This window comes from Acinetobacter lactucae (genome assembly GCF_013122135.1).
GTDB classification, from domain to species: domain Bacteria; phylum Pseudomonadota; class Gammaproteobacteria; order Pseudomonadales; family Moraxellaceae; genus Acinetobacter; species Acinetobacter lactucae.
Genome location: NZ_CP053391.1, coordinates 2,342,778 through 2,356,828, shown reverse-complemented (window position 1 = coordinate 2,356,828; position 14,051 = coordinate 2,342,778). Strand labels below are relative to the sequence as shown.

The following is a 14,051-nucleotide window of genomic DNA, read 5'->3' as shown; positions in this document are numbered from 1 at the left end:
TTGCAGAATCTACAAACGGCATTTGTTTAGAACAATAGATTTACTTTAAGTAAGGGGCTGCATAAATCAAGATAACTTTAAACAATCCCGCAATCACAGCTAAGGCTAAAAAACCACCGATCCATAGCAGAATAAACCATTGGGTTTGATTGAGTTTAACGGATGACTTTTTCATAAAACCCTCCATACTTAATGATAGCCTTCGTCACCTACACGAACTTTGTCTCTAAATACCCAATAAGAGACAATGGTGTAAGCAATAATAATTGGAATCAGAATAAGTGCGCCGACCAAAGCAAACATCTGGCTAGAATGAGGCGCTGCAGCCTGCCAAATGGTGACTGATGGCGGAATAATATAGGGCCATAAACTAATCACAAAACCAGTAAATGCAAGGAAAACGAGCGCTAATGTATATGCAAATGGTTTAAGGTCATGATCCTGCTTTTTACATGCTGATAAAATCAGACCAACAAACAATAAGACCAAAATAGGTACAGGGCTAAAATAGAACAGATTTGGTAAAGAGAACCAGCGATCTGCAATTTCAGGATGCGTCAACGGCGTATATAAACTCACGCCACCAAAAATAATGAGCAGTGCGATAATCAGCTTTGGCATAAGCTCATACATACGTTGCTGCAAACCTTTTTCGGTTTTTAAAATCAGCCATCCACAGCCTAAAGTGGCATACATGGCAACTACGCCAATACCTGTAAAGATGGTAAACGGGGAAAGCCAATCAAAAGACCCACCAGCAAAAATACCATTTTCGGTTTTAATCCCTTGGATATAGGCACCTAAAATAATCCCTTGAAGGAAGCTGGTTAAAACTGAACCCCAAATAAAAGCCAAGTCCCAAAGGTGCTTGGTTCGATGAGCTTTAAAACGGAATTCAAAAGCAACTCCACGGAAAATCAGGGCAATGACCATGAAAATGATAGGCAGGTAGAGTGCTGATAAAACTGTTGAATAAACCAGCGGGAAGGCTGCATACAGACCAGCACCACCGAGAACCATCCAAGTTTCGTTACCATCCCAAACAGGAGCGACGGTATTCATCATGACGTCACGTTCTTGGCTGTTCTTAATGAAAGGGAACATAATCCCGATTCCTAAGTCAAAACCATCCATGACCACGTAAATTAAAACACCTAAACCAATAATACCGACCCATATTAAAGAAAGATCAATCATGATGTTTCTCCCCAGATTTTTGATTATCGTCAATGTTTTCATCGACAGCACTGAGTGGACGCATTGGTGTTTTAAAGTGTCCAACACCACCAGATTCAATAGTTGGTGTATCGATAAATACAGGGCCTTTATTAATGAGTTTTAAGGTGTAGTAAATACCACTACCAAAAACAATGGTGTATACCACCACAAAAATAAAGAGACTCAGACCTACCTGATCTGCAGAAACTGTATGTGAAAGCCCGTCTTTAGTGCGCATAATGCCGTACACCACCCACGGCTGACGGCCAACCTCAGTGGTTACCCAGCCTGCAAGCATGGCGACATAACCAGAAGGTCCCATCACTAAAGCAAACTTATGGAACCAAGACGTTTCATACAGTTTTCCACGCTTACGTAACCAAAGCGCAATGAATGACAGGGTGACCATGAGTACACCAAGGCCTACCATCACACGGAAGCTCCAGAAAACAATCGTTGAATTGGGACGGTCTTCAGGTGCGAAATCTTTTAAGCCTGTCACTTGGCCATCTAAGCTATGCGTTAAAATTAAGCTACCCAAATAAGGAACACCCACTTCGAAGTGGTTACGTTCTTCTTTCATATCGGGAATGGCAAATAACAATAAAGGCATAGGCTCATTGTGATTGGTTTCCCAGTGACCTTCCATTGCTGCAAGTTTGGCAGGTTGATGTTCACGAGTATTTAAACCATGGTTATCCCCAATCACTACTTGTAAACATGAAGTCACAAGTACCATCCAAAGACCCATCGAGAACGATTTTTTTACCAATTCATCACGACGGCCTTTTATTAAATGCCATGCAGATGTTCCGACCACCAATAAAGATGAAACTAAGAAGGCGGCAGCACCCATGTGGGCAAAGCGGTAAGGGAAGGACGGGTTAAAGACAATAGCAAACCAGTCTTTTGGCACAATAATGCCATTTTCGATGGCAAAGCCTTGAGGGGTTTGCATCCAGCTATTAGAAGATAAAATCCAGAACATGGAAATACATGTTCCGATGGCAACCATAAGCGTTGCAAAGAAATGGGCTCGAGGACCAACACGCCCCCAGCCAAATAACATAATGCCTAAGAAGCCTGCTTCTAAGAAGAAGGCACTCAAGACCTCATAGGTCAGTAAAGGACCAGTAATACTTCCGGCGACACGTGAAAATTCACTCCAGTTGGTACCGAACTGGTAACTCATGACCACGCCCGAGACCACACCCATACCAAAGGCAACGGCAAAGATCTTAATCCAGTATTTAAATAGATCTTTATAAATCGGGTTTTGGGTTCTTAACCATTTCCATTCTAAGACTGCTAAAAAACAGGCAAGACCGATGGACGTGGCCGGAAAAATAATATGGAAGGATACTGTAAAAGCAAATTGTATTCGCGCTAATTCTAGAGCGGTTAGACCGAGGCTCATAAACTTTCCCCCTGTGAACTAGCTGATGATGGTTGAATGAGTTAAATACTTATTTTCAGGCAACAAAGTATTTTGACGATTAAACTTGCTTCTGTGATAAATGTTCTTAGCAAGTAAAATGCCAACAGAGTAAAGCAATATAATTGCTTGATATTTCAAGAGAATAGACTTATTGATTGTTCTCAATCTGTTAACAAAGTTTATGCTTGATGTTGCATTTGTAAAAATGCATGTTGCATTGAAACATTGATGAAATATCTGGCGATATGCAATAGATCGTCTCATGAAAACTACCTACCTTAAGAAGTTTCATTAATCATGCACTTACTCTTTTTGTATATGTAGATACAGAAATTTTTTATAAAACTATAACAGTCTGGAGCTGTCTTGAGGTGTGCTATAGTTTTTTTTCAATTATCTGTAGCTATATATCCATTCTTCAAAAGTCCAAAATAAATGAACGAGATTTACGAATGGCCAAAATCACTTTCCAAAACAAAGTGAATGCGACTTTGGGTAATAAGCGCAGAATAATTTCTTCTTTTTTATTCCTTTGTTGTTTTGCGTGAGGTCTGGTTATTACGTGGGTTATTAAAGACCTGATTTAAGTGTAGCTCTTCTAAAATAGCTTGGATGTTAAAAAATGTTTATTACTTCTCAACTCAATGTCCTGCATAAAATTATTAAAAATCAGCCTATTCCTGCATCTATATTGGCTCAGTTAGAGCAAACCTACGTTAATTTTGAAGCTACTTTATTAAGAGCAAAAGTACTCAGAGACTTTTCCAAAGCTGAAACTGTATATTTAATTCAATCTCATATTGAGCCACAGCAAAGTAATGTGGCTTATCTATTCTCTCCATTTATTTTTGCCAACTTAAACAAGGCTGCTATTTATACAACACCTGCGACTACGCCTGTGCTTTCTATTCTGAATAAATATTATCAAGCAGATAAAAAGGTGCTATTTAAGGTAGATGAAGTTTTAGAAAGTCTAAAAATTTATATAGATTTGGAACTTGCAGAGCTTAATGAAGTTGAGTTTATTTATTTAAGCTTAATCAAAGCACTGTGTCGAAGTGACCTTTCTACAGTTTTTTTAATTACAAGTTTAGACATAGATGTCGAGCATTTAGAAGCTCTTGAGCAATTTCTAAAGGTCAAAATTTATTGGATTAAAACCACAAAAGATGAGGACTTAAAAAACTTTAATAGCTTAGAAATGCGGAAATTATTATTCAAAAATAAAGATGAAACCTATGTACAGCTATGTGCACAATTTGCTCAGATGAATGCGGAGCTTGTGGGACTGTGTGACACCTTCACGACGCATCAAATGACCCATTTAATTGATGATATGTTTTATTCAGAGCATATTTTCGAAAAAATATCTGTCTATTCAGAATATATGCAAACCTTATTGCAAAGTCAGCATAGTCTTATCAAGAAAGAGATCGCTTAGCATTGGCAGGCTTTTGTTGTGCGTTATATAAAGTTTGAATACTGTTATAAAAAAATAATCGTTTTCATGTGAAATAAATATTTTATGGTAAAAGCAAAGCAATATTGGTTTTACTTACATGACAAATTTAAATTTTGAGCATCATCTCGGTTCACTAACGCATGCAGCACTTAGTCAGGCCTCAATTGTTTCTCGCGTGTGGGGTGAAGGGCCATCATCACGTTATGATGAATTGGCACAACATTTCAGACCGACTTTTGCCCGTATTAAAGAAGGGGCTTTAATCCGTGAGCAACAGCATATTTTGCCGTATGAACAACTTCAGTGGCTCAAAGATATTGGTTTTACACGGTTAAGACTTCCTAAAGCACATGGTGGCTTTGAAGCCACTATTCCTGAATTATTTGCATTACTCATTGAACTTGCAGAAGTTGATTCAAACTTACCGCAAGCTTTGCGTGTGCATTTTGGTTTTACTGAAGATGTCTTGGTAAGTAAAGATAAAGCGTTTCAGCAGCGTTGGCTTAGCCGAATTGCCAATGGTGAAACAGTCGGCAGTGCTTGGTCAGAAGGTGGGAAAGAGTCAATCGATCAGTTTGAAACTCATCTATATCGGGATAGTGACGGAAAAATTCGTGTTAAAGGTCAAAAGTACTACACCACAGGAAGTCTATATGCAGACTGGGTTGAAATTGGCGTAACAGATTTAAAGGGTGAGTCTGGCTCGGTGGTTGTTCGCCGTGAAGATGAGGGTGTTGAAATTGTTGATGACTGGAATGGCTTTGGTCAGCAACTCACCGCAAGTGGTACGGCATATTTCCATGACGTATTGGTTGATGAAACTGAAATCTTACCTGATGATGATCGTTTTAAATATTCAGCGGCTTATTATCAACTAGTCCAACTGGCAATCATTACAGGCCTAGGGCGTGCTGCAACCTATGATGTTTCTCAAGCCGTGGCGAACCGTACCCGAAACTACACGCATGCAAATGCCCAATTTGTAAAACAGGATCCGCAAATTTTACAAGTAGTAGGACAAATTCGTGGCGCGGCTTACAGTGCAGGGGCTATTGTTGAAAAGGTCGCACAAAGCTTACAGCGTGCTTACTTAGCTGCATTTCAAAATAATGAGCAGCTTGAAGAAGAGCAAAATGCACTTGCCGAGCTTGAAAGTGCGCAGTCCCAAACGGTCATTACCGATCTAATTTTAAACGCTTCTACAATTTTATTTGACGCTTTAGGTGCTTCTGCAACAGACAAAGATTTAGGCCTAGATCGATACTGGCGTAATGTGCGAACTTTATCTTCACATAACCCGAGAGTATTTAAAAATCGAATTGTCGGTGATTTTAGTGTAAACGGCACATTACCACCGTATCAATGGCGAATAGGGAATGTTGCTAAACAATAAATTTTAGTTTTTGATATTAAGCTGCTATTTTTAGCGGCTTAATATTATTTTGATTATTTAAATTAAATTATAAAAATCTATTAGAATAAAATCATATTTTGTTTGGGGTTTATATTATAAAGAAAACCTAAAAATTGCTTTAGTATAAAAATTAAATAAAATGCTGGCTGATATTTTATGACTAAGAAAATTAGTTTTAATGCTTTTGAAATGAATTGTATTGCCCATCAATCTCCTGGATTATGGCGACATCCTCAAGACCGATCTGTTGAATATAAAGATTTAGAATATTGGACAGATTTAGCACAAATTCTTGAGCGTGGTTTTTTTGACGGTATTTTTATTGCAGATGTGCTTGGTATTTATGACGTTTATCATCAAAGTGCTGAACATGCCTTAACAGGTGCGGTACAAGTTCCGGTCAATGATCCACTACAGATTGTGCCAGCAATGGCAGCAGTCACAAAGCACTTGGGCTTTGGTGTCACAACTTCTATTTCCTTTGAACATCCTTATCCTTTTGCTAGACGTATTAGCACACTAGACCATTTAACCAAAGGGCGAGTTGGTTGGAATATCGTGACGTCTTATTTGGAAAGTGGTTCGAAAAACTTGGGCCTAAAAACTCAGGTTAATCATGACAATCGTTATGATATTGCTGATGAATACTTAGAGGTCCTTTACAAACTTTGGGAAGGTTCTTGGGAAGAAGGTTCGGTACTTCGTGACCGTGAAAGCGGTATCTATGCTGACCATAAAAAAGTGCATCCAATTCAGCACGAGGGTAAATACTTTACTGTACCGGGTATCCATATTTGTGAGCCATCACCGCAGCGAACACCAGTACTTTACCAAGCAGGCGCATCTTCACGTGGACAGAAGTTTGCTAGTCAAAATGCCGAGTGTGTATTCATAGCAGCGCCATCTAAAATCGCCACTAAAAAAGTGGTACAGGGTATTCGCCAGAAATTGGCTCAAGAAGGCCGCGACCCGTACTCTGTTAAAATTTATGCACTTTTGTCGATTGTCACTGATGAAACCGATGCAAAAGCTCAGGCTAAGTTTAAAGAATATCAAAGCTATGGAAGCTACGATGGCGCTTTAACATTACTGTCTGGCTGGTCAGGTGTGGACTTCTCACAATACCAGCCAACGGACAAAGTTGAATATATTCAAACCAACGCGATTCAATCTTTATTAGATTCTTATGTAAATGCAGACCCAGAGCGTGTTTGGACAATTGAAGAAATTGCAAATTGGAACAGCTTAGGGGGTAATGGACCGGTGTTAGTGGGTTCAGCAGAAACCGTTTCGGATGCTCTACAGCAATGGGTTGAAGATACCGATATTGATGGCTTTAACCTTGCCTATATTTTGGCGCATCAAACCTTTGCCGATGTGGTCGAATTTATTGTGCCAGAGTTGCAAAAACGAGGGGTATATCAAACCTCATATGCACAAGGAACATTAAGAGAAAAATTATTTGGTGCTGGGCCATATTTGCCTGAAAATCACCGCGGTGCAAAATATCGTAATCTAAAAGAGTTAAAACTTGCTGAGGCGAGTTAATATTTTGGAAAACCTTTAAATAAATAGCTGGTTAAATGCCAGCTTTTATTTTGTCTTTTTATATCGGTTTTACTGCTGAGTTAATAATGAAAAGATAATTCTATAATTTAGATTAAAACATCAGATTAATTTGTTTTTGTATTATGTGAATAATCATTATTTTGTTCCTGTTATTAAAATTCAGGAATTATTAAGTGAGCACACAAGAACTCGATCATAACCATCGTTATGAAATTAAATCTCCCGATGATGTTTCACAATTAATTTCCAAATTTGCAGGGAAGGGTAAATCGAATAAAGTTATTTGGTTGGCACTGATTGGGGTATTTATTGATGCCTATGATTTAACAACGCTCTCTTTTGGTATTGAGCAAGTCATCTCTGAGTTCTCTTTAAGCCCTGTCATGACTGGTGTGGTAGCTTCAGCAATTGTCTGCGGAACCATTGTGGGTAACCTGATTGGTGGTTGGCTGACAGATAAAATTGGCCGTTATCGGGTCTTCATGGCGGACATGGTGCTTTTTGTCATTGCGGCAATTGTGGCTGGCTTTGCACCAAATGTTTGGGTTTTGATTTTAGCCCGATTTATTATGGGAATTAGTGTTGGTATTGATTTGCCTGTGGCAATGTCATACTTATCTGAGTTTTCCAAATTTAACGGTAGTAGCAACAAAGCAGCACGTTTAGCCGCATGGTGCCCAATGTGGTATGCCGCTTCTTCGGTATGTTTTGGTCTAGTTCTGGCGCTTTATTTTCTTTTACCCCCTGAGCATAGCAACTGGTTATGGCGAGCATCTTTAATTTTCGGAGCAGTACCAGCGTTACTCATTATTTTTATTCGCGGTAAATATTTAACTGAATCACCAATCTGGCTTGCAAACCAAGGCGATTTAAAGGGGGCAGCTAAAGTTCTACAAGAATCCTATGCAATTAATGCAGTCGCTACAGTTGAAAAAGTAGAAAGAACTAGCGATAAGAAAAAGCGCGAGGGTTTTGCAGTTTTATTTAATAAAACCTATTTGCCAAGAACGATTGTGGCAATTGTGATTCACATTTCGGTGGCATTTCAGTACACCACCATTGCCTTCTTTTTACCTTCTATTTTAACGCGTTTCTTCCATACCGATGTCTTAACGACCATTACTACAACACTCGGGCTTAATTTATTGTTTGCATTTACGGGCGGGTTGTTAGGCGTATTTGTTGCTAGCAGATTTAAATCTCGTCACGTGTTGCTTACAGGCTTTTTACTCCAATTTATAGCCCTCATTGCACTGGCATTCATTGGTGAACCCGGTAATAGCTTTTTACTCTACACCGCAATTGGCATGCTCGGTTTGTGGCTTTTTGCCGAAGGTTTTGGGCCAGGCGCACAAATGATGGTTTATCCAACCATGGCTTATCCAGCTTCGATTCGTGGTGTTGGTGTCGGCTTTAACCGTGCGGTAACTGGTGTTGCTCAAGCAATTGCTTTGTTTGTTTTACCGATCTGGATGGCGGGATATAAAACCGATGTTTACCTAATTATTTCTATCTTTGCGTTTATTCCTTTAATTGTAATTGGACTGCTGATTAAGTTTGAGCCTACCGCCCAAGATGTCGATATTATCGATGAAGATAAAACAGAACTTCCTCTCAACAATTCACCTGTAATCGACTAGAGTCAAAATAAATATCTAGATAAAAATGAAGGCCAACATCTGTTGGCCTTTATTTTAAGAGTTAGAAGTAATAAGCAAAAATCACAAATGCTTTTTTATTCCATTTATCATTGCTTCCACCAGCCGCAAGACCTTCACTATCTCCTAGATATGGATCGTGTTTACCCATCAGCAACTCGGCTTGTACTGTCAATTTTTGATAATTAAAGGCAATGCCGGGAATAAAACGGGTTGAATCTTTAAAGCCATCTTGCTCTTTTCGATAAGAACTATAGTTTAGGTAAGGACGAACAGAGGTAATTGGGCCAAATTGCTGAGGAAATAAATAGCTGAGTTCGGCTGAATAAATCTGACCTTTGGTTGCAGAGTTAAATGAATAATCGAAACCTCCCAAAGTCAGGTGGTCTTTATATTGAGTGTCGGCATTATCGATGTCTTGATAACCGGCCAAAAGCTGTAAATTCCATTGGTTATAATTTGTATTGCTAAAAACTGAGTAGACTTGGCGATCACCATCTTGCCCTGAACGCTTATTTTCAATGGTGGAATACCATGCAGAAGCACCCAGTTGGCTAGAGAAATTTTCTTGGCCTAAGACATTCTTAAAGGTATGAGCACCACGAACTACAATCGAGTTCTTTTCTTTGGTATTGGTGCCTTGCGGTACAGAGTCATCTGCATTGACAGGGTTGATACTAAATCGACTCGAGTCTTTGCTTTTACCTCTATAGGTGCCACCATCGGTAGGATAAAAGGCGAGTTGTGCTTCATTGGTTCCATCATTGAAATCATATTTTACGCCGAGGTTGTGTACATCTTCCCAACCCGCACTATTGGCAATGCCTAAATAATAAGTATTTCCCCAAAAGCGGCCCAAGCCAAAAGGAACAGGGTTTAAGCCAGCAATAATTTTACTGTTGTCATTAATTTTATAACCTAACCATGCATCGGTGAGCCAGTTGGCATCGCCTAAACGTCCATAATATTCATAAACCCGATAATCTAGACGGCCAATCCATTTTGGGGAATTGTAGTCCAGCCATAATACTGCGTCATTAAAGGAAAATTTACTGGTAGAGGGTTCAGAGTCAAAATCATAAACATATTTAGCCCGAACAGTACCACTTACTTTAAGTTGACCTTCTTCAGCATTGCCAAAGGTAAGGGCTGCATGACTTGAGAGGCTCAATGTAATCAAAGTCGTCGCGATGAATATTTTTTTGAAAGTTGTAGGACGTTTAAACAAGGGATGATTTCTCCTCTTAAAAATAAAAATTAAATTTGCCTCATGTATAAACCAGAAAAAGATTTGTTCAAATCTTAATATTTGCAGAAGATTCAAGATAAAAAGATAATAAAATCTGTACTTTATATAAAAGAATGAAAATTAATTAGATGCAAAAATCTGGATGTGATAAGCAAAAATAAAAATGACGAAATGAGTAGGATAAAATACTTAGAGGATGTGTGTCAGCCTTTTCTCATCTTATCTTTTGTGAATATCGTTTTTAATTATTGATATATAAGTATTTTAATTTTACCGCTAATCTATAGGATTGCTTAAAATTTTCTTTTTACCAAAAGATAAAAACTTATAAGGAAAAGTTATTTATAAAAATTAGATAAGCAACTCATATTTTTTTATTTTTCATTATAAAGCCAGCTGCATACCATGAGCTTATATTATTGAAAGATCATGAAATTATGAGCACTAAAACCAAACCGTTGATTATCACGGCAATTGTAGTAGTCGCAATTGTTGCATTTATCGTATGGCAGAATAAGAAAGATAATAATACGGGTGCTTCAGTTCGTGACAACAAACCTGTCGTTATTGCTTATCAAACTGGGGTTGACCCAAGCAAAGTGGCGCAGGCGAATGGGGAATATGAAAAACATAGTCAACGTACTATTCAATGGAAAAAATTTGATGCGGGTTCAGATGTTGTAAATGCACTTGCTTCAGGCGATGTCGTACTTGGCAATATTGGTTCAAGCCCACTTGCTGCTGCGGCAAGCCGTGATTTACCCATTGAGGTATTCTTAATTACTTCAAAACTTGGTGCATCTGAAGCACTCGTGGTGAGTAATAAATCAGGCATTAAAACGCCTCAAGATTTAATTGGCAAAACCATTGCTGTACCTTTTGTTTCAACAACCCATTACAGCCTTTTGTCTGCACTTAAACATTGGAATATTCCAGAAGACAAAGTAAAAATTATTAACTTGCGTCCACCTGAAATTTCAGCTGCATGGGAACGTGGTGATATTGATGCTGCCTATGTTTGGGAACCTGCTTTAAGTAAAGCCAAAGCATCTGGTACGGTTTTAACCGACTCAAAACAAGTGGGTGAATGGGGCGCTCCAACTTATGACTTATGGGTTGTACGTAAAGATTTTGCAGAGAAAAATCCTGATTTCTTAAAAGTTTTTGTTAAAACTACGCTTGAGCAACTCGAAAAATATAATCAAGACCCAGCTGCTTACGTTAAAGATGCCGATAATGTACAAAAAATTGCGCAGCTTACAGGTTCTGATCCAAAAGATATCCCGCTTTTATTAAGTGGCAATATTTACCTTGACCACGCTCAACAAAAACAAACATTAGACGGTGAATTTGCACAAAATATTTTTGATACAGCGAAATTCTTGAAAGGTCAGGGCAAAGTCGATCAACTTAAAGCCGATTATAAAGGCAATGTGAATTCTTCATTTTTGCAGCCTTAAGGAGTTGTCATGAGTGTATTAGAAGCCAAACATATTCATCTGACTTTTCCTAAACAGCAAAAGCCAGTTTTACAAGACATTAACCTCACCATTGAAGAAGGTTCTTTAACCGTGATTTTAGGTGAGTCGGGTTGTGGCAAAACAACTTTGCTTAATATCTTGGCAGGGTTTCAAAAGCCAAGTTCTGGTGATGTGCTTGTAAATCATGAAGTCGTAACTGGACCAGATGTAACTCGTGCTGTTGTATTTCAAGATCACGCCTTACTTCCTTGGCTAAATGTTGCAGATAATGTTGGCTTCGCTTTGCAGTTAAAAGGTTTAAAGCGTGCAGAGATTGAGAAACAAGTGAGTGCAATTTTAAAAATTGTGGGTTTAAGTCATGTTGAAAAAGCCAATATCTGGGAACTTTCCGGTGGTATGAAACAACGTGTTGGTATTGCCCGAGCTTTGATCAGTCACGCGCCGTTTATTTTATTAGATGAACCTTTTGCCGCATTAGATGCTTTTACGCGTGAAAACATGCAGCAGCTAGTTCTCGATTTATGGATTCAACAAAATAAAAGCTTCTTTTTAATTACACATGACATTGAAGAAGCATTATTGCTTAGCAATCAGTTAGTTCTAATGACAGCACATCCGGGCAAAATTGTAGAAACTCTACATCTCGATTTTGCTCAACGATATCGTCAGGGCGAGTCTATTCGCTCAATTAAATCGGACTCTCAATTTATTCAGCTTAGAGAACAGCTATTTGAAAGTTTAAGGGCACAAAAACAAAGCGGTAAGGAGGCGTTACCTACATGAACACTAAAGATAACGTCTATGAATATGACAAAGCAGAGCTTAAACCTGAGTTAAATGTGCAAAGAGAAAATGCTTCATTTCTATCGTCATTTTTTGAGAAGCATCGTACTTTAGCGGTCAGCATAATTAGTGTGGGGAGTGTAGTTGCACTCTGGTTCCTCATTACTGCTTTGCATGTCGTACCTGAACTGTTTTTACCGAGTCCACAGGCAGTATGGCAAAAATTTATATCGGTCAGTCAAGAAGGCTTTATGAAGGCTACTTTGTGGCAACACTTGGCAGCCAGCATCTCTCGTGTATTTTTAGCATTGATTGTTGCCGTGGTGATTGGTGTTCCGCTCGGTTTATGGATGGGCCTGAACAAATGGGTTCGCGCTGTTCTAGATCCTTTGGTTGAATTATTACGTCCAATTCCACCGTTAGCTTATTTGCCCTTACTCGTAATTTGGTTCGGTATTGGCGAAACCACAAAAGTACTTTTGATTTTCTTCTCGATTTTGGCGCCTGTCATTATTAGTAGTGCGCATGGTGTGTTAAGCCATCAGCTTAATCGTGAGCGTGCGGCATTGTCGCTAGGAGCAAGTCAGTCACAAGTATTTTGGCATGTCATTTTACCAACCGCTTTACCTCATATTATTACCGGTATTCGTATTGGTTTAGGGGTGGGCTGGTCAACATTAGTTGCAGCAGAATTGGTTGCAGCGGACCGCGGTATTGGTTTTATGGTGCAATCGGCAGCGCAGTTCTTAATTACCGATACGGTGATTCTGGGCATTATTGTGATTGCGATTGTCGCAGTTAGTTTTGAGCTGTTTTTACGTTGGTTACAAAAACAGTTTTCTCCTTGGTATGGTCAGCAGTTGTAGTAAAGAAGATGAATACAGTAGTAGCAAACTTAAATATTGAAGTGATCAAGCCTACCATTGGCGCAATTATTCACGATATTGATTTGAATGCGTTAAATGAACGGACAACGCAACAAATCCAGCAGGCTTTGCTTGATCATCAGGTCATTTTTTTTCGAAAGCAACAATTAGCGCCGCAAGCACAAGCAGACTTGGCACGTAGTTTTGGCAGCCTACATGTGCACCCGATTTATCCTTCAATTGAAGATGTACCTGAAGTGATGGTACTCGACAGTTGGAAACAAGATTTGCGTGACAATGAACTTTGGCACACAGATGTGACTTTTAGTAAAACTCCACCTTTAGGTTGTGTGTTGCAAGCTATTAAAATTCCACCTGTAGGCGGTGACACGTTGTGGTCGAGCAATACAGCAGCTTTTAAAGGGTTACCGCTCGAACTACAGCAAAAACTACGTGGCTTAACTGCAACACACGATATTCGTAAGTCTTTTCCACTTGAGCGTTTTGCTCATAATGAAGAAGAACGTGAAAAACTCTTGCAAACATTTAAGCGTAACCCACCAGTGGTTCATCCAGTAGTGCGTACTCATCCGGTTACGGGCGAGCCTTTGTTGTTTGTAAGTGAGGGTTTTACTACACACATTAATGAGTTACCTGAACAAGAAAGTGAGCAATTACTTAATTTCTTGTTTGAACATGCGACCCAAGAGCAATTTCATTTACGCTGGAAATGGCAAGATGGTGATGTCGCGATTTGGGATAACCGTTGCACACAACATAAAGCATTATTTGATTATGGCGATGCCCATCGCATCATGCACCGTGCCACTATTAATGGCGATGTACCATTTTATAAAGAAGAACAACAGCCAGAGTTAGCAGAGGCTTAATTCTTTTAATTATTCTTTGTTTC

General features: G+C 39.0%; 12 protein-coding genes. 8 read left to right on the top strand and 4 right to left on the bottom strand.

The features are described from left to right. Positions 1-40: 40 nt before the first annotated feature. Genes HLV59_RS10975 through HLV59_RS10965 form a run of 3 tightly spaced genes read right to left on the bottom strand, consistent with a single transcriptional unit; the run spans position 41 to position 2,635 of the window. Positions 41-175 (bottom strand): hypothetical protein, encoded by a 135-nt coding sequence (locus HLV59_RS10975; protein WP_005076466.1) that lies wholly within the window; start codon positions 173-175, stop codon positions 41-43. 14 nt (positions 176-189) lie between these two features. Next, positions 190-1,197, bottom strand: coding sequence for a cytochrome d ubiquinol oxidase subunit II (cydB, locus tag HLV59_RS10970; RefSeq protein WP_005076463.1), 1,008 nt, complete (start codon positions 1,195-1,197; stop codon positions 190-192). Beyond that, complete coding sequence (locus HLV59_RS10965; RefSeq protein WP_016144982.1) at positions 1,190-2,635, bottom strand: cytochrome ubiquinol oxidase subunit I; 1,446 nt, start codon at positions 2,633-2,635, stop codon at positions 1,190-1,192. The genes cydB and HLV59_RS10965 overlap by 8 nt, the downstream gene beginning before the upstream one ends. A 643-nt stretch (positions 2,636-3,278) precedes the next feature. Between HLV59_RS10965 and HLV59_RS10960 the strand changes: the two genes are divergently transcribed. The 4 genes from HLV59_RS10960 to HLV59_RS10945 all read left to right on the top strand — a co-directional run bounded on the left by HLV59_RS10960 (position 3,279) and on the right by HLV59_RS10945 (position 8,741). After that, complete coding sequence (locus HLV59_RS10960) at positions 3,279-4,097, top strand: hypothetical protein (protein WP_016144983.1); 819 nt, start codon at positions 3,279-3,281, stop codon at positions 4,095-4,097. A gap of 118 nt (positions 4,098-4,215) precedes the next feature. Beyond that, positions 4,216-5,511, top strand: a complete 1,296-nt coding sequence (locus HLV59_RS10955; RefSeq protein ID WP_171429937.1) for an acyl-CoA dehydrogenase family protein — start codon at positions 4,216-4,218, stop codon at positions 5,509-5,511. A gap of 177 nt (positions 5,512-5,688) precedes the next feature. Further along, entirely contained in the window at positions 5,689-7,080 is a 1,392-nt protein-coding gene (locus HLV59_RS10950) for an LLM class flavin-dependent oxidoreductase (protein ID WP_016144985.1), read from the top strand. Positions 7,081-7,274: 194 nt separating this feature from the next. Then, complete coding sequence (locus tag HLV59_RS10945; RefSeq protein WP_016144986.1) at positions 7,275-8,741, top strand: MFS transporter; 1,467 nt, start codon at positions 7,275-7,277, stop codon at positions 8,739-8,741. A 61-nt stretch (positions 8,742-8,802) separates the two neighbouring features. On the opposite strand, the gene HLV59_RS10940 is transcribed toward HLV59_RS10945, so the two are convergent. Beyond that, complete coding sequence (locus HLV59_RS10940) at positions 8,803-9,987, bottom strand: hypothetical protein (protein WP_016144987.1); 1,185 nt, start codon at positions 9,985-9,987, stop codon at positions 8,803-8,805. A gap of 440 nt (positions 9,988-10,427) precedes the next feature. On the opposite strand from HLV59_RS10940, the gene tauA reads away from it, so the two are divergent. Genes tauA through tauD form a run of 4 tightly spaced genes read left to right on the top strand, consistent with a single transcriptional unit; the run spans position 10,428 to position 14,028 of the window. After that, positions 10,428-11,468, top strand: coding sequence for a taurine ABC transporter substrate-binding protein (tauA, locus tag HLV59_RS10935; RefSeq protein ID WP_025470591.1), 1,041 nt, complete (start codon positions 10,428-10,430; stop codon positions 11,466-11,468). A 9-nt stretch (positions 11,469-11,477) separates the two neighbouring features. Further along, a complete protein-coding gene (locus HLV59_RS10930) occupies positions 11,478-12,272 on the top strand; it encodes a taurine ABC transporter ATP-binding protein (protein ID WP_000114471.1) in 795 nt (264 codons plus the stop codon). Beyond that, the gene (gene tauC, locus HLV59_RS10925; protein ID WP_016144989.1) at positions 12,269-13,138 is read left to right on the top strand and encodes a taurine ABC transporter permease TauC; all 870 of its coding nucleotides are present in this window, start codon (positions 12,269-12,271) and stop codon (positions 13,136-13,138) included. The genes HLV59_RS10930 and tauC overlap by 4 nt, the downstream gene beginning before the upstream one ends. A gap of 8 nt (positions 13,139-13,146) precedes the next feature. After that, on the top strand, positions 13,147-14,028 hold the full coding sequence (tauD, locus tag HLV59_RS10920) for a taurine dioxygenase (protein WP_171429936.1): 882 nt from the start codon (positions 13,147-13,149) through the stop codon (positions 14,026-14,028). Positions 14,029-14,051 lie beyond the last annotated feature (23 nt).